Raw genomic sequence first — 19,581 nt, forward strand, 5'->3', positions numbered from 1 at the left:
TTCCTGATCGCCGCACGTCGGGAGCGGAGCGCAGGCACCGGGGTCGCCGCGGCGCACTATCGTGGCGGCATGACCAGCTCTCCCGTCTCCGTGACGGGGCTGACCGGCCCGTCCGGCCCTCCGGGGCGCCCCTTCCGCTTCGCCCCCGGCCGACGCGTCGCTCCTCCCGTCCTTTTCCTCGACGTCGACGGGCCCCTCATCCCCTTCGGGCCGGCGCACGGCCGCGCACGGGCGGCTTCCGCCGTCGCCGCGGGGGAATCGCCCGGCCCGGGGAACCCGCTGCTGGGGCGGCTCGACCCGGCCGTCGGACCGCGCCTCGCGGCTCTGGGGTGCGAGCTGGTGTGGGCCACCACATGGCTGGACCTGGCGAACGAGGTCGTCGCGCCAAGGATCGGACTGCCGGGTCTGCCCCTGGTCAGATGGCCGGGGACCAGTGCGGACGAGGGGCCGCGCGGCCTGCACTGGAAGACGCGGCACCTCGTGGAGTGGGCCGGCCGCCGCCCGTTCGTCTGGGTCGACGACGAGATCACCGCCATGGACCGCCTCTGGGTGTCCGCACAGCGCCGGGAACCGTTCCTGCTGCACCGCGTGGACCCGGACGAAGGCCTCGGGGAAGACGACTTCACCGCGATCGGCGACTGGCTGCGCGCCACCGTTCCGCAGCACCTTCCGGGCAGCTCACCGCAGTTGCTCCGTTGACTCCGGCCGAACGGCCGTGCGACGGTGAGGGCGCGTTCGTCCCGAGGACCCTGGGCACTGGAGGCAGACCGCTGTGACCTACGGACACGACGACTCCCACGAGGCCATGGACCGTAGTCTGACTCCGGATCAGCTCGAGTCCTTCGAGAAGGACTTCGCCGCCCGGCCGGCGAACCGGCTGATGCAGAACGCGGTCACCCAGACACCCGTGGACGACGTCGCCCTGGACCGGCGGATCCTCACCGGCATCGACCACTCGGTCTCCCACCACCTGGACGACTGGAAGGTCACCAACCAGAAGCAGAGCGGACGCTGCTGGATGTTCGCGGGACTCAACCTCCTGCGGGTCGGCGCCGCGCGGAAACTCGGCGTCAAGGACTTCGAGTTCTCCCAGAACTACCTGCTCTGGTGGGACAAGTTCGAGCGCGCGAACCATTTCCTCGAGGCGGTCATCGAGACCTCGGACCGGGACGTGGACGACCGCACGGTGGCGTGCCTGCTGGCGGACCCGATCGGCGACGGCGGACAGTGGAACATGTTCGTGGCGCTGGTCGTCAAGCACGGCCTGGTGCCCAAGTCGGCCATGCCCGAGACCGACAGCTCCTCCTCGACCCGGGCGATGAACAGGGCCCTGAAGACGCTGCTCCGTCAGGGCGCACGTGATGTGCGGGCGCAGGCCGGCGAGGGAGTCGCGGCGCAGCGGGAGCGCAAGCGGGAGGTGCTGGCCGCCGTCCACCGGGTGCTCAGCATCCATCTGGGCACGCCTCCGCGGCGGTTCCTGTGGCAGTGGGAGGACAAGGACAAGCAGTTCCACCGCGACGGCTGGCTCACCCCGGCAGAGTTCGCCGCCTCGTACGTGCAGCTGCCCCTGGACGAGTACGTCTGTCTGGTGCACGACCCGCGGGAGTCCAGCCCGGTGGGCCGCACCTTCACCGTCGAGTACCTGGGCAACGTGGTGGACGCCCCGCCGGTGGTCTACCTCAACGCGCCGGCCGACCTGCTGAAGCGGCTGGCCATGGAGACGGTGGTCGGGGGCGAACCGGTGTGGTTCGGCTGTGACGTGTCCAAGATGATGCGGGCGGACGCCGGCGTCTGGGACGCCGAACTCTTCGACTACGCCGCTGTGTACGACGCCCCCTTCACCATGGACAAGGCCGCCCGGCTGCTGCACCACGACACGCAGATGACCCATGCGATGCTGTTCACCGGCGTCGACGTGGTGGACGGCAGCCCACGCCGCTGGCGGGTGGAGAACAGCTGGGGCGAGGAGAAGGCCGACAAGGGTTTCTGGACCATGAACGACTCGTGGTTCGGCGAGCACGTCTTCGAGATCGCGGTCCGGCGCTCCGCGCTGCCCCCGGAGCTGTCCGCCGCGCTCGACGAGCCGCCGATCGTCCTGCCCGCCTGGGATCCGATGGGCGCCCTCGCGGACTGAGGGCACCGAGGACCGCGGCTCGCCGAGCGCGTCGGCCGGCCGCTCCGGTCACTCCCGCGGAGCGCGCCCCGTCGGGCACACTCACCCTCATGGAGACTGCCGAATTCCTCGAGATCCTGGACCGCGAAGGCCGGCTGCTGGCAGCGGCTGCCGCCGCGGCCGGGACCGACGCCAAGGTGCCGACCTGTCCCGAGTGGCAGGTGCGCGACCTGCTGCGGCACACCGGGGCGGTGCACCGGTGGGCCGGCGCCCTCGTCGCCGGCGGCCACACCGCGCCCCGGCCCATGGACGACCCGCCGGAGCTGGACGGTGCCGAGCTGGTGGCCTGGTACCGGGACAGCCACCGTCTGCTGCTGGACACGCTGGCCGCCGCGCCCGTGGACCTGGAGTGCTGGACCTTCCATCCCGCGCCCAGCCCCTCGCCACTGGCGTTCTGGACCCGGCGGCAGGCGCACGAGACGACCGTGCACCGCTACGACGCCGAGGCGGCCCGAGGCGGTACGCCGTCCCCGGTCGCGCCGGACTTCGCGGCGGACGGCATCGACGAGTTGCTGCGCGGCTTCCACGCCCGCTCCCGGAGCCGGGTGCGCAGCGAGGAGCCGCGGGTGTTGCGGGTACGCGCGCAGGACGCCGGTCCGGACGCGGTGTGGACCGTACGGATCAGCACGGAACCGCCGCTGACCGTGCGCGCCGAGGAAGGGGAGGCGGAGGCGGAACTGTCCGGCCCCGCCGACCGGTTGTACCTGGCCCTGTGGAACCGGACGGCGGTGCCGCGGGTGACCGGCGACTCGTCGCTCGCCGACCTGTGGCGGGACCTGGCCGCGATCTGACGCCCGGTCAGCCGGCGTCTTCGAGCATCCGCGCCAGCACCGCGCGCTGCACCGGCCGTACCGCGCCGTGCAGCGCGCGTCCCTTCGCCGTGAGGGTCACGCGCACCCCGCGCCGGTCGTCGGGACACATGGCCCGCTCGACCAGGCCGTCCTTCTCCAGGCGGCCGATGAGCCGGGACAGTGCACTCTGACTGAGATGGACGCGGTCGGAGATCTCCTGCACCCGGTAGGCACAGCTGCCGTCCGCGGGGGCGCCCCCGGCCAGCAGGTCCAGGACCTCGAAGTCGCTGGCACACAGGCCGTGCGCGTGCAGCTCCCGGTCCAGTTCGCACTGGGTGCGGGCGTGCAGGGCCAGGATGTCCCGCCACTGTTCCACGAGCGCCTGTTCGGCCTTCTTCGCCGCCATGAGCGCACCGTAGCAGAGAAAGCAATCTATTGCATCGGCATTAAATGCGCTTGCATTCAATGCATGCGCATGTAGTGTCGTCGCCATGACCTCTCCGCTCACCACCCCCGCGTCCCAGGGACGGTGGACCCCCCGGCTGTGGGGCACCCTGCTCGTGCTCTGCGCCGCGATGTTCCTGGACGCGCTGGACGTGTCCATGGTCGGCGTCGCCCTGCCGTCCATCGGCTCCGACCTCCATCTGTCCACGTCGGCCCTGCAATGGGTCGTCAGCGGCTACATCCTGGGCTACGGCGGCCTGCTGCTGCTCGGCGGCCGGACCGCCGACCTGCTCGGCCGGCGTCAGGTGTTCCTGGTGGCGCTCGGCGTCTTCGCCCTGGCTTCGCTGCTCGGCGGACTCGTGGACTCGGGCCCGCTGCTGATCGCCAGCCGCTTCGTCAAGGGCCTGAGCGCGGCCTTCACGGCACCGGCGGGCCTGTCCATCATCACCACGACGTTCCCCGAGGGCCCGCTGCGCAACCGGGCCCTGTCGATCTATACCACGTGCGGCGCCACCGGCTACTCCATCGGCCTTGTCTTCTCCGGCCTGCTCACCGAGGCCGGCTGGCGGTTCACGATGCTGCTGCCCGCGCCCGTCGCCCTGCTGGCCCTGCTCGCCGGCATGCGCCTGCTGCCGCGCACCGGGCGCGAACGGGGCCGGGGCGGCTACGACATCCCGGGTGCCGTGCTCGGCACGGCCTCGATGCTGCTGCTGGTCTTCACCGTGGTGCAGGCACCCGAGGCGGGCTGGGCCTCGGCCCGTACGGTCCTGTCCTTCCTCGCCGTCGCCGTCCTGCTGGTGCTGTTCGTGCTGGCCGAGCTGCGCAGCCCCAGCCCGCTGGTCCGGCTCGGGGTACTGCGCTCCGGATCCCAGGTCCGGGCCCAGCTCGGCGCGTTGACGTTCGTCGGCAGCTACATGGGCTTCCAGTTCCTGGTCACGCTCTACATGCAGCAGGTGCTCGGCTGGTCCGCCCTGCACACCGCGCTGGCGTTCCTGCCGGCCGGTGCGCTGGTGGCGCTGTCCGCGACCAAGGTCGGGGCCGTCATCGACCGGTTCGGCACAACCCGCCTGATCGTGCTGGGCTTCGTCCTCATGACGGCCGGATACGCGCTGTTCCTGCGCATCGACCTCCACCCGGTCTACGCGGCAGTGATCCTGCCGACCATGCTGCTGGTCGGGGCGGGCTTCGCGCTGACCTTCCCGTCCCTCAACGTCCAGGCCACGAACGGGGTGGACGAGCACGAGCAGGGCATGGTCTCCGGTCTGCTCAACACCTCGGTGCAGGTCGGCGGCGCGATCTTCCTGGCCGTCGTGACGGCCGTGGTGACCGCCCACAGCCCCCAGAAGGCCACCCCGCAGGCCGTTCTCGACAGCTACCGGCCCGGTCTGGTCGTGGTCACGTTCATCGCGGTGGCCGGCCTGCTGATGTCGCTCACCGGACTGCGCCGGACCCGCACGCAACGGTCCGTCGTGGTCGCCCGGTCCACGGTGAACGAGGTCGCCCCGGCCACGGTGAAGGAGGCGGACGCGGACCGTGTACCTGTCCGCGACTGACGGGGAACGCCTCCCGGTGCGCCCGGCGGAGCCGTTTGCTCCGCCGGGCGCACGTCCGTGGAGTCGACGGGACGTACGACCTCGGGGCCGCGACAGCCCGGCCGGCAGGACGCGAAGGCAGTCGCGGCGGAGGCCTAACCCAGCCAGCCCGGTCGTACCAGCCCCGACTCGTAGGCGAGGACCACCAGTTGGGCGCGGTCCCGGGCGCCCAGCTTGACCATGGTCCGGCTCACGTGGGTCTTGGCCGTGAGCGGGCTGACCACCAGCCGGCGGGCGATCTCGTCGTTGGACAGGCCGATGCCGACCAGCGCCATCACCTCCCGTTCCCGCTCGGTGAGCCGGGCGAGGGCGCCGGCCGCCGCGGGCGCCTTGGAGCGCGCGGCGAACTCGGCGATCAGACGGCGGGTGACCCCCGGGGACAGCAGCGCGTCCCCCTCGCACACCGCCCGTACCGCGCGCACGAGTTCGTCCGGCTCGGTGTCCTTCACGAGGAAGCCGGAGGCGCCGGCGCGGATCGCCTCGAAGACGTACTCGTCGAGTTCGAAGGTGGTGAGCATGACCACCTTCACGTCCCCCAGGTCCGCGTCGGAGGTGATGCCCCTGGTCGCGGCCAGGCCGTCCAGGGCGGGCATGCGGATGTCCATGAGGACGACGTCCGGCCGCAGTTCGCGTACCCGGCGCAGCGCCTCCTCGCCGTCGGCCGCCTCACCGGCCACCTCGATGTCCGGCTGTGCGTCGAGCAGCGCCCGGAATCCCGCGCGCACCAGCGACTGGTCGTCGGCGAGCAGTACCCGGATCAACGGTCCTCCCTGAGGTGCGACGGCAGGACGGCGAGCACCCGGAAGCCGCCGTCGGGGCGCTGGCCCGCCTCGATGGTGCCACCCAGCGCGGCGGCCCGCTCCCGCATGCCGGCCAGCCCGTTCCCACTGCCGCCGGCGTCCGCGCCGGTCGCCGGTCCGTCGTCGTCGATCCGCAGCCGCAGGGCGCCGTCGTCGTACGCGAGGTGCACGCGCGCGTGCCGCGACCCGGAGTGCCGTACGACGTTGGTCAGGGCCTCCTGCACGATGCGGAAGGCGGCCAGGCCGGCGCCGGGCGGCAGCTGCGGCGGCACGCCGTCCAGCTCCACGGTCAGCCCCGCCGCGGCCGCCTGCTCCACCAGTTCCGGCAGCCGGTCGAGGCCGGGGGCGGGGGCACGCGGCGCGGCACCGGACGCGCGCAGCGTGTCGAGGACCTGGCGCACCTCACCGAGCGCCTCCTTGCTCGCGGTCTTGATGGTGGTGAGCGCGGCCCGGGCCTTCTCGGGGTCGCCGTCGAGCAGGGCGAGCCCCATGCCGGCCTGGACGTTGATGACGGAGATGCTGTGCGCGAGGACGTCGTGCAGCTCGCGGGCGATGCGCAGTCGTTCCTCGTCCGCGCGCCGCTGCGCCGCCTGGGCGCGGTCCGCGCGTTCCCGTGCCCACTGCTCGCGCCGCACCCTCGCCAGTTCGGACAGGGCGACGACGGCCAGCACCCAGGTGGCGGCGACGATCTGCTGGGTGAGGCTCCCGCTCTCGTCGCCTTTGGGCGGGAGCCGGCGGAACAGCCAGAGGGCGATCAGGGCGTGCCCGGCCCACAGCAGGCCGACGGCCGCCCAGGCGGCCCGCCGGTGCCCGGCCGTGACCGCGCTGAAGCAGCTGACGGCGACGGTCAGGAAGACCGGCCCGTAGGGGAAGCCCGCGGCCAGGTAGACGAGGGTCGCCGCGGCGGTGCCGAAGGCCACGGCCGCCGGGTGGCGGTGCCGCCACAGCAGCAGGAGCGAGGCGACGAGCAGGAGCACGCGGGCGTAGGCGTTCAGCTCGACGCGGTGCGTTTCGCCGTGCGCGGCGAAGTTGGTGCCGACCAGGACGACCGCGGTGAGCAGCGCGGTGGAGCGCCAGGGCAGGCGAGCGGCGGCCGGCTCCGCGTCGTCGGCGCGCGGCCACCACGGCGGCCCGTACCGCCACAGGTGCGAGGGACCGCGTCCGTGCTGCTGCGTCATGCCCGTCACGCTAGCCGCCGTGGGCCGCCGGGACGTCGGCCGGGCGAGGTGCTCGGCCGTACTCCCCGGGGAGTACGGCAGCCCGTCCGCTCAGCGGCCGTCCGCCGGTCCCGCCGCCTCGGCGGTGAACAGCAACTCCGCGTCGAAGCCCATGCCGGTGAAGTGGCCGGCGAGTTCCAGCGAGAGCACGCCGTGCAGTCGGGTCCAGAACGCCAGGGCACGGCGCAGCACGGACGGCGGGGCGGGGTGATCGCCCGCCCAGGCACGGTGGTCCGCGAGGTGGGTCTCGAAGGCGTCGGGTGACGCGCCGCGCGGTCGCTCGGCCGCACAGACGTCCAGCAGGACGGCCATGATCTCCCGGGCGATCGCCGTGATGTCGTCCGGCGCCCGGTATCCGGGAACCGGTGTGCCGTAGACGAGGAAGTAGCGCTGGGGGTCCTCCAGCGCCCAGCCGCGCAGCGCCCGGGCCAGACCGGGCAGGTCCGCGCCCGCGTCGGCCGCGGCGCGGAAGGTGTCCGCGAGGCTGCGGTAGCCGTCCCGGACCAGCTCGGTGATCAGGTCGTCCCGGCCGGAGAAGTACCGGTACAGCGCAGGGCCGCTCATGCCCAGTTGTCTGGCGATGGCGTTGAGGGACAGCCCGGACGCGCCCGCGGTGGCGATCTGTTCCCAGGCCTTGGCCTTGATCTCCGCGCGTACCTGAGCGCGGTAGCGCTCCCGGGGACCGGCCGCGTCTGCCGTCATCGCGTTCACGCTCCTCATGGTCGGGTTTCAACCTATCACTGCCGAGAGAGGCCATAACAGACATGCGAGATGAAGGCTTGACACTGTCGATAGGGACAGTCATTTTAGTTATAGCTTCTAACTCAAGCGAGGCGCTCTAGGTGTTTCGCCGCAAGCCGGAGTCGCCCACCGCTCTCTCCCACCTGGAGGTCGTCGTGATGGACAGCAAGGAACTCGTCGAGGTCGTCCTGCCGGGCACGGTCGAGCCGGAGGAGCTGCAGCTGCGGCACCGGCCCGTCCCGCGGCCGGGAGCCGGGCAGATCGTGGTCCGGGTGGAGGCGACCGGGGTGTCCTTCGCCGAGCAGCAGATGCGCCGCGGCCGCTACTACGACCAGCCGCCGTTCCCGTTCGTACCGGGCTACGACCTGGTCGGCACGGTGCTCACGGCCGGCGCCGGCGTCGCACCGGGGCTCGTCGGCACGCGGGTCGCGGCGCTGGTCAAGGTCGGCGGCTGGGCCAGCCATGTGGTGCTCGACGCGGCCGGCGTGGTGGAGGTGCCGGCCGCGATCGGTCCGGCCGAGGCCGAGACGCTGGTGGTCAACGGGATCACCGCGTGGCAGATGCTGCACCGCAAGGCGCGGGTGCGCGACGGCGGCACGGTCCTGGTCCACGGCGCCAACGGGGGCGTCGGGACGGTCCTGGTCCAGCTCGCCCGTGCCGCGGGCCTGCAGGTGATCGGCACGGCGTCCGCGCGTCATCACGAGGCGCTGCGCGAGCTGGGCGCCGTCCCGGTCGACTACCGCACCGAGGACGTCCCGGCCCGGGTCCGTGAACTCGCTCCGGGCGGGGTGGACGCCGTCTTCGACCATCTGGGCGGGCGCAGTGTCGTCGACTCCTGGCGGCTGCTCGCCCCCGGCGGGACCCTCGTCTCCTACGGCAGTGCCACCACCCGGGACGACTCGGGCTCGAAGCAGTGGCCCGTCCTGAAGATCCTCGGCCGGGTGTGGTGGTGGAACGCGCTGCCCAACGGCCGTCACTCGTACTTCTTCAACGTCTGGGCGGGGCGCGCCCTGAACAGGGACCGTTTCCGGGACCGGCTGCGCGCCGACCTCACCCAGGTGTTCCAGGCCCTGGAGCGCGGCGAGCTGACCGCGCGGATCGCGGCCCGGCTGCCGCTCACCGAGGTCGCGGAGGCGATGCGGCTCGCCGAGTCCGGCACGGTGACCGGCAAGGTCGTCCTGGTCCCGGAAGCGTAGGTGCGGCCGGCAGCCGGACCCGGCGTCCGGCCGGCAGGGGCGGACCGGCCCCAGGCCCTGGGCGAGCAGGCGGTCGACCGTCAGGGGGTGGACCAGCACCGGGTCCTGGGCGAGCCGGGCGGACGGCCGTCAGGGCGTGGACCAGCCCCGGTCCTGGGCGAGCCGGGCGGACGGCCGTCAGCGGTGGACCAGCCCCACGTCCCGGGCGAGCCGGGCGGCCGCGTGCCGGAAGAACGCCTCCCGGTCCTCCACGACCCGGTGGAACTGCCCGAACAGCTCGAACCCGACCAGCCCGAACAGCTGGGCCCAGGCCGCAACCAGCGCCACGGCCGCCCCGGGAGGCAGGTCGGGGGCGAGGTCCCGGACCATGCGCTCGCCCTCGGGGCGCAGCTCGGCGGGCAGCGGCAGGCCGGCGAGGCCGGGGTCCCGGGCGGCGTCCCGGACGATGCCGATGAGGAGCAGTCCGACGCGCGCGGCGGCCGGCACGGTGGTCTCGGGGGCGGCGTAGCCGGGCACCGGCGATCCGTAGATCAGGCTGTACTCGTGCGGATGAGCGAGGGCCCACGCGCGCACCGCCTCGCACACGGTCGTCCAGCGCCGCACATGGTCCGTGGCCGCCGCCTTCGCGTGGGCCGTCTCGGCCGCCTCGCCGAGGGAGTCGTAGGCGTCGATGATCAGCGCGGTCAGCAGGTCGTCGCGGCTCGGGAAGTAGCGGTAGAGCGCCGAGGAGACCATCCCCAGCTCGCGGGCGACGGCCCGCAGGGAGAGCTTGGCGGCGCCCTCCGCCGCGAGCTGTCTGCGCGCTGCGTCCTTGATGGCGGCCGTCACTTCGATTCTGGCCCGCGCGCGGGCGCCCTGTGCGGTGCTCATGCCAGCCAGTGTGCCACGACGCCAGAGCAGTGCACACAAACAGAAGCGGCGCCCCGAAAAGAGAGCACTGCTCTTGTGCGAGAGCGCCAGTCTCCCGCATAGTGGAGTCGAGCGAGAGCACCGCTCTCCCGAACAGTGGGGGTCACCATGTCGTCGTCTTCGCCGTACTACCTCAAGGGCAGCCCGCTGACCGTCCGGATGAACGCGGTCATCGGCTGGCTCGCCCGGCACGGACTCAGCCTCGCGGGCACCGCCGAGATGTCCGTGCGCGGCCGCAAGAGCGGCAAGGTGCAGCGCATCCCGGTCAACCCGCACACCTGCCAGGGCGGCCAGTACCTGGTCTCGGCGCGGGGTCACTCGCAGTGGGTGCGGAACATGCGCGCGGCCGGCGGCGGCGAACTGCGCGTCGGCCGCACGGTGCGCACCTTCACGGCGGTGGAACTCCCCGACGCCGAGAAGCTCCCCGTCCTGCGGACCTACCTGGAGAGGTGGGGCTGGGAGGTCGCCCAGTACTTCGACGGCGTGACCGCCAAGTCCTCGGACGAGGAGATCATCGCCTGCGCCGGCGACCACCCGGTCTTCCGCATCACCGTCACGAGCTGACGGGCTCCTCCGCGGGAGCGGCCGGCCCGCGGTCCAGCGCGGTCAGGGCGCGCTGGGCGAGTGGGTGCGAGCGGACGAGCTCACCCAGCGACGTGGACCCCTGGGTGATCTCCCGGAACGCCCGCCAGGCCGGACGGAAACCGGTGAGGGCCGCGTGGAAGAGGCCGGGACGCTTCTCGAACAGGGCCAGCATCCGCTTGCCGACGCTCATCTCGACGCCGAGCCCCGCCTTGATCGCGAAGGCGTAGTTCAGGGCCTGACGGCGGGTGTCCACGGCGTCGTTCGCCTCGGCGATGCGCACCGCCCACTCCCCCGCCAGCCGGCCGGAGCGCAGCGCGAAGGAGATTCCCTCACGGGTCCACGGCTCCAGCAGGCCCGCGGCGTCCCCGCAGACCAGCACCCGGCCCCGGGAGAGCGGCGAGTCGTCGGCACGGCAGCGGGTGAGGTGCCCGGTGGAGACGGCCGGCTCGAATCCGGCCAGCCCGAGCCGGGCGATGAAGTCCTCCAAGTACCGCTTGGTGGCGGAGCCTTCGCCGCGCGCGGAGATCACGCCGACGGTCAGCGTGTCGCCCTTGGGGAACACCCAGCCGTAACTGCCCGGCATCGGACCCCAGTCGATCAGGACCCGGCCCTTCCAGTCCTCGGCGACCGTCTCCGGCACCGGGATCTCCGCCTCCAGGCCGAGGTCGACCTGGTCGAGCTTCACTCCGACGTGGGCTCCTATGCGGCTGGCGCTGCCGTCGGCACCGACGACCGCACGGGCCAGCACCGTCTCGCCGCCCTGGAGCACCACGGCGACCGTCCGGCGGTCCGGCACCGCGGAGCCGTGCTGCTCGACGCGCTGCACCGTCACGCCCGTCCGCACCTCGACACCCGCCTTCTGCGCGTGCTCGACCAGCTGCTGGTCGAACTCGGGCCGGTTGATCAGCCCGAACAGCATCTGCTTGGAGCGGCGGGTACGGGTGAAGCGGCCGTTGTTCGAGAACGTGATCGCGTGCACCCGGTCCCGGAACGGCAGCTCGAAGCCGGGTGGCAGGGCATCGCGCGACGGACCGATGATGCCGCCGCCGCACGTCTTGTAGCGGGGCAACCCGGCCTTCTCCAGCAACAGCACGCGCCGCCCCGCGACCGCCGCCGCGTAGGCGGCCGAAGCCCCCGCGGGTCCCGCGCCCACCACGACGACGTCCCACACCTGCTGCACGTCGTCCGCCGAAGAGTTCTCGCTGCTCACGATGGTCTGCTGCTCCGATCAAACCGCTGCCGAAGTGTCCCCCCGCATCCTACGGCGGCCGTCCGCGCAGGCTGCTGTGGGAGGATCGGTGTACTCACCCCGTACAACGTCGCACCCACGAGGAGCGTGCCCATGTCGTCGAATCCGGTCGCCGAGACCGTGGCTTCGCTGCTGCCCCGGGCCAAGGCGGAGCTGGCCGAGCTGGTCGCCTTCAAGTCGGTGGCGGACTTCGCGCAGTTCCCGAGGAGCGAGAGCGAGGGTGCCGCGCGCTGGATCGCCGACGCGCTGAGCGCGGAGGGCTTCGTCGACGTCGCGCTGCTGGACACCCCGGACGGCACGCAGTCCGTCTACGGCCGGCTGCCGGGCCCCGAGGGTGCCAAAACGGTTCTTCTCTATGCGCACTACGACGTCCAGCCTCCGCTGGACGAGGCCGGCTGGACCACCCCGCCGTTCGAGCTGACCGAGCGCGACGGCCGCTGGTACGGCCGCGGGACCGCCGACTGCAAGGGCGGATTCCTCATGCACCTGCTCGCGCTGCGCGCCCTCAAGGCGAACGGCGGTGTGCCGGTGCACGTCAAGGTGATCGTGGAAGGCTCGGAGGAGCAGGGCACCGGTGGTCTGGAGCGGTACGCCGAGCAGCACCCCGAGCTGCTGGCGGCCGACACGATCGTCATCGGCGACGCGGGCAACTTCCGCGTGGGCCTGCCGACCGTGACGACCACCCTGCGCGGCATGACCCTGGTGCGGGTGCAGGTCGACACGCTGGCCGGCAACCTGCACTCGGGACAGTTCGGCGGCGCCGCCCCGGACGCGCTGGCCGCGCTGATCCGGGTCCTGGACTCGCTGCGCGCCGAGGACGGCTCGACCACGGTCGACGGACTGGACTCCACGGCGCGGTGGGACGGTCTGGAGTACACGGAGCAGCAGTTCCGTACGGACGCCAAGGTGCTGGACGGCGTGGGACTGATCGGTGAGGGGTCGGTCGCCGACCGCATCTGGGCCCGCCCGGCCGTCACCGTCATCGGCATCGACTGCCCGCCGGTCGTCGGAGCCACCCCCTCCGTGCAGTCGAGCGCCCGCGCCCTGATCAGCCTGCGGGTGTCGCCGGGCATGAACGCGGCGGAGGCCACCAAGCTGCTGCAGGCGCACATCGAGGCCCACACGCCGTGGGGCGCCCGGGTCACCACCGAGCAGATCGGCCAGGGCCAGCCGTTCCGCGCCGACACCTCCAGCCCCGCCTACCAGGCGATGGCCGACGCGATGGCGGTCGCCTACCCGGGCGAGACGATGCAGTACGCCGGCCAGGGCGGCTCCATCCCGCTGTGCAACACCCTCGCCGGTCTGTACCCGCAGGCGGAGATCCTCCTCATCGGGCTCAGCGAGCCGGAGGCGCAGATCCACGCGGTCAACGAGAGCGTGTCCCCCGAGGAGCTGGAGCGGCTGTCGGTCGCCGAGGCGCTGTTCCTGCGCAACTACGCGGCGGGCTGAACCCTTCTGCCCACGGCAGAGGACCCTCGCCCCCGGGCGGGGGTCCTCCCTACGGTCGCGGCATGGACGTCATCGAACTGCTCCCCCGCCTCCACCTCTTGCGCTTCCCGGTCGGCCAGGCCTATCTCTGGCGCGACGACGAGGCGTTGACACTGATCGACGCCGGCACGGTCGGCTCCGGCCGGACCATCGCCGACGCGCTCACCCGGCTCGGGCACGCGCCGGGTGACCTGCGGCGGATCGTCCTGACGCACTTCCACGAGGACCACGTGGGCGGCGCGGGCGAGCTGGCCGCGCTGACCGGGGCGGAGGTGCTGGCCCACCGGCTGGACGCGCCCTTCGTACGCGGCGAACTCCCCGGCCCGCCGCCGCGGTTCGAGGAGTGGGAGCTGCCCGTCCACGCGGAAGCGGTCAAGCACCTGCCCGAGGGCACGCCGGTGCCCCCGGCCGCCGTCACCGGCCTGTCGGACGGCGATGTGCTGGACTTCGGCGGTGGCACACGGGTGATCCACGTCCCCGGGCACACGGACGGCAGCATCGCGCTGTTCCTGCCCGAGGAGCGCGTGGTGTTCACCGGGGACACGGTCGCGGCGTCCCCGGTGGACGGGTCGGTGATACCGGGGGTGTTCAACCTGGACCGGGAGCAACTCCTCCGCTCGCTCGGCCGGTTGGCGGACCTCGACGCGGAGGTGGCCTGCTTCGGGCACGGCGCGCCGGTGGTGGGGCGCGCCGCCACCGCGCTGCACGGGCTGGCGGCCGCGGTCTGAGCCGGCGAGGCACGCGCTGCCGCCGGCGCCCGGAGTCCCACGCGACGAGGCCCCGGACGCCGGCGCCCGCACCGCAGGAGGGACCACCGCCACCGGTCACCCGCGCACCGCGGTGACCGCTCAGCCGACGGGCACTCCGGCCTCCAGGTACAGCGCGGCACCCCGCTCGCGCGCCCGCAGCGCCCAGCGCAGCCGCTCGTAGCGGACGGGCGGCAGCATCGCGGCGGCCTCCTGCTCGGTGGCGAACCGCCAGGCACGCAGCTCCGGGCCGGGCAGCAGCACCCGGGAGGCCTCGCCGGACTCCAGCCGGCCGCCGTCGAACAGCAGCCGCAGCCCGCCGTAACCGGGCGGGGCGGGCCGCTCCCAGTCCACCACGAGCAGCCGGGGTACGTCCCGCAGCCGTATCCCCGTCTCCTCGGCGACCTCTCGCATCCCGGCGCGGGCCGGCGCCTCGCCCCGCTCCACCACGCCCCCGGGGAACTCCCAGCCGGGCTTGTACGTGGGGTCGACGAGCAGCACCCGGTCCTGCTCGTCGAAGAGGAGAACCCCGGCGGCGAGGGTCTCGGCGGTCGGCTCCGGGGTCTGCACGATGTCGCAGGCGGGTACGGCGCCGCTGCCGACGGCTTCGGCGATGCGGGCGGCGGTCTCGTACGGGGTGAGGGCGCTGGTGTCGACGAGGTGGGCGTCGGCGGTCAGCCAGGTGGAGAGGGCGGCGCGGTAGGGCTCGATGTGGTCGTAGGCCCACTGGTGTGTCCGCAGTTCGCCGTCGGGCAGCTCGGGCGGGATCTCCCGCCCGGCTATCCGCTCGCGCAGGATCGTTTCGGCCGGGGCGAGGAGCAGATGGTGCACCGCTATCCTGCGGGCTGCGAGGCCGCCGAAGATCTCGTCGCGGTACTCCTGGCGGAGCAGGGTCATGGGCACCACGAGAGTGCCGCCCAGCTCGGCGAGCACCGCGGCGGCGGTGTCGACGACCAGCCGGCGCCAGATCGGCAGGTCCTGGAAGTCGCCGACCTCGTCGAGGCGCTTGGGCGGCAGCAGGTGCGTGAGCCCCCCGCCGATGATCTCGGGGTCGAAGAGCGTGCTGTTCGGGATCAGCTCGATCAGTTCCCGTGCGGCGGTGGTCTTCCCCGCACCGAACGCGCCGTTGATCCAGACGACGGTCACGGACTCCCCCTCTTCTGTTTGGCCCCCTGAGGCTTGCCCGCTCCACCCTGCCACGGAAACCCCGTCCCGTTGAGGGCGCCTGTCCGTACACACAGGGGTGCCGGTGCCCCCTGCGGTGGGGGGCACCGGCACGCACGCCGTACGACTGCGGGTCTACTCCTGCCCGGCGTCGTCGTCGATGCCCAGGCTGTCCTGGCTGACGAGGCGGCCTGCCCCGTCGAGGGCGTCCGCGACGTGCAGGTCACCGAGCAGACCGTCTTCGGCCGCGTGGGACGGGGTGGGGAGCAGGCCGTCGTCCGCCGCGTGGGACGGGGTGACGGCGGCCACGACGAATCCGGTGGCGAGGGAGGCGATGGCGAGCATGCTGCGCTTCTTCATACGCTGATCAACTGCGGAACGGCCCGGGGGTCACGCGGCGCACCGCAGTTCCGCCCGCGCCCCGGGGCACCCGCTACACCCCGCCTCCGCCACGTGCCGGTCCGCACGCCGGCGGGGAAATCTCCTGGCGGGGACGATCACGGCACGGTTATCGTCCCAGGACCCCGACCGCCGTGACCGCCCAGAAAGGCGCAGCCATGACCCGCCCCCGCTCCACCACCACGCTCTGGCGCCCGACGGGCCCGAAGGAGCTCGAGCTGGTACGGGACCTGGGATGGCGTGCCTGGCCGCCGCGGCTCCCGGAGCAGCCGATCTTCTATCCCGTACTCAACGAGGACTACGCGATCCGCATCGCCCGGGACTGGAACGTCCGGCACGACGGCGCCGGTTTCGTGACCCGCTTCGAGGTCGACACCGAGTTCCTCGCCCGCTACCCGGTACAGCAGGCCGGCGGCAGGACGATCCTGGAACTGTGGGTCCCGGCGGAGGAACTGCCCGAGTTCAACACGCACATCGTCGGCCGCATCGAGGTCGTGCACGAGTTCCGGCCGGCGCCTGAGGGCGCCTGAGCGATAAGCGGGGCTCCGGCGCCACGGCCCGCGCAAGGCGCCCCGGGACTCCGGCGCCACGGCCCGCCCAAGGCGTCCGAAACCAACACTTCCGAACGCAGCCTCACGCTGCCGGGGCCCAATCGCCGTAGTGTCAAGGTTTCTGACGGGTAGTGACCGGGCAAGGCGCACCTCTTCCAACAGACTCCGACACGTCCTACCGTAAGCGCGCACCGATGACGCGTACATGTCGCTCGGCGTCGGCCGGGCCGTCGCATGCCGTCATCCCGCCTTACGCGAGTCGGAGGAACGTCAACGATGCGTCGACCTCACACCCGCACCACCAGCACCACCCGCCGGAGAGTGGCCGGCGCGTTCGCCGCGGGGCTGCTGTGCGCGGCCGGCCTCGCCGCACCCGCCCTCGCCGCACCCGCTCCGGCCGCGCCCGCCGTCCTCGACGCGCCCGCCGCGGCCGAGGCGGCCCCGGGGCCGGCCGAAGGTCTGGCCGCGACCCCGCCCATGGGCTTCAACAACTGGAACTCCACGCACTGCCGTGCCGAGTTCGACGAGGCCATGGTCAAGGGCATCGCGGACCTCTTCGTCGAGAAGGGCCTGAAGGACGCGGGCTACCGGTACGTCAACCTCGACGACTGCTGGGCCCTGCCGCACCGCGACACCGACGGCAAGCTGGTGCCCGACCCCGTGCGCTTCCCGGGCGGGATCAAGGCGGTCGCGGACTACGTCCACGCCAAGGGGCTCAAGCTCGGCATCTACACCAGCGCCGGCATCAAGACCTGCAACAGCGCAGGCTTCCCGGGGGCGCTGGGGCACGAATACAGCGACGCGCGGCAGTTCGCCGACTGGGGCGTGGACTACCTGAAGTACGACAACTGCAACAACATGGGCGTGGACGCCCGGCAGCGCTACCGGACCATGCGCGACGCGCTCGAGGCGACCGGACGCCCCATGATCTACAGCATCTGCGAATGGGGCGAGAACAAGCCCTGGGAGTGGGCCTCGGGCGTCGGCCACCTGTGGCGTACCACCGGGGACATCAGCGACAGCTGGAGTTCCATGCTGTCCATCCTGAAGCAGAACCTCCCCCTCGCGCCGTACGCCGGCCCCGGCCACTGGAACGACCCCGACATGCTGGAGGTCGGCAACGGCGGCATGACGGACACCGAGTACCGCTCGCACTTCTCCCTCTGGTCGGTCATGGCGGCGCCGCTGCTCATCGGCACCGACCTGCGCAAGGCCACCCCGGCGACCTTCGACATCCTGGGCAACAAGGAGGTCGTCGCCGTCGACCAGGACCCGCTCGGCAAACAGGGCACGGTCGTCAGCTCCGCGGGCGGACGCTGGGTCGTCGCCAAGGAGATGAAGGACGGGAGCCGCGCGGTCGCCCTCTTCAACGAATCCGGCACCGCCCAGCGGATCACTACCAGCGCGAACGCCCTCGGCCTGCCCGACGCCGACGCCTACACCCTGCGCGACCTGTGGCAGCACCGCGGCTTCAACACCGCCGGCACCATCGCCGCGACCGTCCCCGCCCACGGCACCGTCCTGCTGCGGGTCGCGGCGGATCCGGACTGGGCCGCCCAGCCGCCCGCCGTCGACCTAGGCCTGGACGGCAGCCCGCTGCTCGAGGCGGCCACCCCGGCCACGCTGACCAGCGTCGTCACCGACCTCGGCCGCACCCCCGCGCGCCGCGTCTCGGTGTCCCTGACCGGCCCCGACGGCTGGACTTTCAGGCCCACCACGGCGACCTCGGCCACCGCTCTCACCACCGGCAGGTCCCTGCGCACCGGCTGGCGCGTGACGGCTCCGGCCGGAACCCCGGCCGGCCCCTACGGCCTCACCCTGCGGACGAGTTACCGCTCGCCCGCCGGTCAGCGCGTGACCAGCACGCTCCCGCTCACCGCGTCCGTCGTCGTGGCACCGCCCGCCGGAACGTCGTACCTCGGCGACCTGCCGTGGCTCTCGGCGACCAGCGGCTGGGGGCCGGTGGAACGCGACACCAGCAACGGGGAGAGCGCCGCGGGCGACGGGCGTCCGATCACCATCGGCGGGACGGTGTACGGCAAGGGGCTCGGTGTGCACGCGCTCAGCGAGGTCTCCTTCTACACCGGGAAAACCTGCGAGAAGGTCACCGCCGACGTGGGCGTGGACGACGAGAAGAACACGAAGGGCACCGTCGCCTTCGAGATCTGGGCGGACGGCACCGAGGCCGCCGCCACCGGCGTCCTCTCCCATGCGATGCCCGCCCAGCGGGTCACCGCCGACGTCACCGGCGCCCAGGTGGTCCGGCTCGTCGTCACCGACGGCGGGGACGGCGTCGACTCGGACCACGCGGACTGGGCGGACGCCCGCCTGACCTGCTGACGCCCGCAGGGCCGGCACCCGGCCGCCGACGCTCCCAGGGCCCGCACCCGATGTCGCTGACGGCGACAAGGCCGACGCCCGTCCGCCGATGCCCGTCCGAGCCCCGCCGCACCCGGCGCCCCGCACGGCCGACGGCGCCCGCGATGCCGGCGTCCGGCCGAGTCGCCGGGCGCCCACCTGCCGTCGCCGCCGGGCCGCCGGCGGCTACAGGCTCGCCGCGGTCGTGTCCGGCCTGCGGGCCAGCGCGGCCGCGGCGGCGCCGACCAGCCCCGCGTCGGTGCCGGTCTGCGCGGGCACGACGGTGAGCCGCTGCACGAAGGAGAGGGTCGCGTAGTCGGAGAGGGCCTTGCGCAGCGGCGTGAGGAGGATGTCGCCGGCCTTGCCCACACCCCCGCCGATCACGGCGATGTCGATCTCGACCAGCGTCGCGGTGGCGGCGATGCCGGCGGCCAGTGCCCGCGCCGCCCGTTCGAAGGAGGCCACCGCCACCGGGTCGCCCGCGCGGGCGGCCGCGGCCACCGCGGCCGCCGAGGTGTCGCCGTCGGGCCCGGGCCGCCAGCCCTGCTCCAGCGCGCGGCGGGCGATGTTGGGGCCGCTGGCGATGCGCTCCACGCAGCCGCGCGAGCCGCACGGGCACGGGTCGCCGTCCAGGTCGACGCTGATGTGGCCGATGTGCCCGGCGTTGCCGGTCGGCCCCGGGTGCAGCCGCCCGCCCAGGACGAGGCCGCCGCCCACCCCGGTCGAAACGACCATGCACAGCGCGTTGTCGTGGCCGCGGGCGGCACCCTGCCAGTGCTCGGCCGCCGTGATCGCGACGCCGTCGCCGATCAGCTCCACCGGCAGCCCGCCGGTGGCCGCGCGCACCCGCTCGACCAGCGGGAAGTCACGCCAGCCCGGCACGTTCACCGGACTGACGGTGCCCGCCGAGGCGTCCACCGGGCCGGCGCTGCCGATGCCGACGGAGCCGGCGCGTCCCCACAGCGGCGAGCCGGCGAGGTCGCCGAGCACCTCCGCCACCGCCCGCATGACCGTTTCGCCGTCCTGCCGTGCGGGCGTGGCCCGCTGGGTCCGGGCATGTATCCGTCCGTCGCCGTCCACCAGCGCGCCGGCGATCTTGGTACCGCCGATGTCCAGGGCCGCCACGAGGTCGGTGTGCATCAGAGTCAGATCTCCCCGTTGAAGCTTGAAAGCGAAGA

The 19,581-nt window shown here is 73.0% G+C and carries 19 protein-coding genes; 10 read left to right on the forward strand and 9 right to left on the reverse strand.

The window, feature by feature from the left end; all coding sequences use genetic code 11:
- Nucleotides 1–69 precede the first annotated feature (69 nt).
- The 3 genes from JK359_RS12375 to JK359_RS12385 all read left to right on the forward strand — a co-directional run bounded on the left by JK359_RS12375 (nt 70) and on the right by JK359_RS12385 (nt 2,964).
- On the forward strand, nt 70–699 hold the full coding sequence (locus JK359_RS12375) for an HAD domain-containing protein (protein WP_201834981.1): 630 nt from the start codon (nt 70–72) through the stop codon (nt 697–699).
- Nucleotides 700–772: 73 nt separating this feature from the next.
- Entirely contained in the window at nt 773–2,134 is a 1,362-nt protein-coding gene (locus tag JK359_RS12380) for a C1 family peptidase (protein WP_201834982.1), read from the forward strand.
- 89 nt (nt 2,135–2,223) lie between these two features.
- The gene (locus tag JK359_RS12385; RefSeq protein WP_201834983.1) at nt 2,224–2,964 is read left to right on the forward strand and encodes a maleylpyruvate isomerase family mycothiol-dependent enzyme; all 741 of its coding nucleotides are present in this window, start codon (nt 2,224–2,226) and stop codon (nt 2,962–2,964) included.
- A gap of 7 nt (nt 2,965–2,971) precedes the next feature.
- Here JK359_RS12385 and JK359_RS12390 read toward each other — a convergent pair whose 3' ends face one another.
- Nucleotides 2,972–3,370, reverse strand: coding sequence for a MarR family winged helix-turn-helix transcriptional regulator (locus JK359_RS12390; RefSeq protein WP_201834984.1), 399 nt, complete (start codon nt 3,368–3,370; stop codon nt 2,972–2,974).
- 85 nt (nt 3,371–3,455) lie between these two features.
- Here JK359_RS12390 and JK359_RS12395 point away from each other — a divergent pair, with 85 nt between their 5' ends.
- Nucleotides 3,456–4,961 (forward strand): MFS transporter, encoded by a 1,506-nt coding sequence (locus tag JK359_RS12395; RefSeq protein WP_201834985.1) that lies wholly within the window; start codon nt 3,456–3,458, stop codon nt 4,959–4,961.
- A gap of 134 nt (nt 4,962–5,095) precedes the next feature.
- Here the strand turns inward: JK359_RS12395 and JK359_RS12400 are convergent, their stop codons facing one another.
- The 3 genes from JK359_RS12400 to JK359_RS12410 all read right to left on the reverse strand — a co-directional run bounded on the left by JK359_RS12400 (nt 5,096) and on the right by JK359_RS12410 (nt 7,719).
- Nucleotides 5,096–5,761 (reverse strand): response regulator transcription factor, encoded by a 666-nt coding sequence (locus tag JK359_RS12400; protein ID WP_201834986.1) that lies wholly within the window; start codon nt 5,759–5,761, stop codon nt 5,096–5,098.
- A complete protein-coding gene (locus JK359_RS12405) occupies nt 5,758–6,978 on the reverse strand; it encodes a sensor histidine kinase (RefSeq protein ID WP_201834987.1) in 1,221 nt (406 codons plus the stop codon). The genes JK359_RS12400 and JK359_RS12405 overlap by 4 nt, the downstream gene beginning before the upstream one ends.
- Before the next feature lie 90 nt (nt 6,979–7,068).
- Nucleotides 7,069–7,719, reverse strand: coding sequence for a TetR/AcrR family transcriptional regulator (locus JK359_RS12410; protein WP_201834988.1), 651 nt, complete (start codon nt 7,717–7,719; stop codon nt 7,069–7,071).
- A 197-nt stretch (nt 7,720–7,916) separates the two neighbouring features.
- Between JK359_RS12410 and JK359_RS12415 the strand changes: the two genes are divergently transcribed.
- A complete protein-coding gene (locus JK359_RS12415; RefSeq protein WP_201835447.1) occupies nt 7,917–8,954 on the forward strand; it encodes a medium chain dehydrogenase/reductase family protein in 1,038 nt (345 codons plus the stop codon).
- A 177-nt stretch (nt 8,955–9,131) separates the two neighbouring features.
- On the opposite strand, the gene JK359_RS12420 is transcribed toward JK359_RS12415, so the two are convergent.
- On the reverse strand, nt 9,132–9,824 hold the full coding sequence (locus JK359_RS12420) for a TetR/AcrR family transcriptional regulator (RefSeq protein ID WP_201834989.1): 693 nt from the start codon (nt 9,822–9,824) through the stop codon (nt 9,132–9,134).
- Nucleotides 9,825–9,971: 147 nt separating this feature from the next.
- Between JK359_RS12420 and JK359_RS12425 the strand changes: the two genes are divergently transcribed.
- Complete coding sequence (locus tag JK359_RS12425; RefSeq protein WP_201834990.1) at nt 9,972–10,427, forward strand: nitroreductase family deazaflavin-dependent oxidoreductase; 456 nt, start codon at nt 9,972–9,974, stop codon at nt 10,425–10,427.
- Here JK359_RS12425 and JK359_RS12430 read toward each other — a convergent pair.
- A complete protein-coding gene (locus tag JK359_RS12430; RefSeq protein WP_201834991.1) occupies nt 10,417–11,658 on the reverse strand; it encodes a geranylgeranyl reductase family protein in 1,242 nt (413 codons plus the stop codon). The genes JK359_RS12425 and JK359_RS12430 overlap by 11 nt on opposite strands.
- 132 nt (nt 11,659–11,790) lie before the next feature.
- Here JK359_RS12430 and JK359_RS12435 point away from each other — a divergent pair, with 132 nt between their 5' ends.
- Nucleotides 11,791–13,146, forward strand: a complete 1,356-nt coding sequence (locus JK359_RS12435) for a dipeptidase (RefSeq protein WP_201834992.1) — start codon at nt 11,791–11,793, stop codon at nt 13,144–13,146.
- Nucleotides 13,147–13,208: 62 nt separating this feature from the next.
- The gene (locus JK359_RS12440) at nt 13,209–13,913 is read left to right on the forward strand and encodes an MBL fold metallo-hydrolase (RefSeq protein WP_201834993.1); all 705 of its coding nucleotides are present in this window, start codon (nt 13,209–13,211) and stop codon (nt 13,911–13,913) included.
- Nucleotides 13,914–14,033: 120 nt separating this feature from the next.
- On the opposite strand, the gene JK359_RS12445 is transcribed toward JK359_RS12440, so the two are convergent.
- Together JK359_RS12445 and JK359_RS12450 are read right to left on the reverse strand one after the other, a co-directional pair.
- Nucleotides 14,034–15,077 carry an NUDIX hydrolase gene (locus tag JK359_RS12445; protein ID WP_201834994.1) on the reverse strand — a complete coding sequence of 348 codons (1,044 nt, stop codon included), beginning with the start codon at nt 15,075–15,077 and terminating at the stop codon, nt 14,034–14,036.
- Nucleotides 15,078–15,230: 153 nt separating this feature from the next.
- Nucleotides 15,231–15,455, reverse strand: a complete 225-nt coding sequence (locus JK359_RS12450; RefSeq protein ID WP_201834995.1) for a hypothetical protein — start codon at nt 15,453–15,455, stop codon at nt 15,231–15,233.
- A 197-nt stretch (nt 15,456–15,652) separates the two neighbouring features.
- On the opposite strand from JK359_RS12450, the gene JK359_RS12455 reads away from it, so the two are divergent.
- Nucleotides 15,653–16,024 (forward strand): hypothetical protein, encoded by a 372-nt coding sequence (locus JK359_RS12455; protein WP_201834996.1) that lies wholly within the window; start codon nt 15,653–15,655, stop codon nt 16,022–16,024.
- A gap of 297 nt (nt 16,025–16,321) precedes the next feature.
- Nucleotides 16,322–18,385, forward strand: a complete 2,064-nt coding sequence (locus tag JK359_RS12460) for an NPCBM/NEW2 domain-containing protein (protein WP_201834997.1) — start codon at nt 16,322–16,324, stop codon at nt 18,383–18,385.
- A 204-nt stretch (nt 18,386–18,589) separates the two neighbouring features.
- On the opposite strand, the gene JK359_RS12465 is transcribed toward JK359_RS12460, so the two are convergent.
- Nucleotides 18,590–19,543, reverse strand: coding sequence for an ROK family protein (locus tag JK359_RS12465; protein WP_201834998.1), 954 nt, complete (start codon nt 19,541–19,543; stop codon nt 18,590–18,592).
- Nucleotides 19,544–19,581: the final 38 nt, after the last annotated feature.

Origin of the sequence: Streptomyces actinomycinicus, from assembly GCF_016741775.1 — a bacterium.
Classification (GTDB): Bacteria; Actinomycetota; Actinomycetes; order Streptomycetales; family Streptomycetaceae; genus Streptomyces; species Streptomyces actinomycinicus.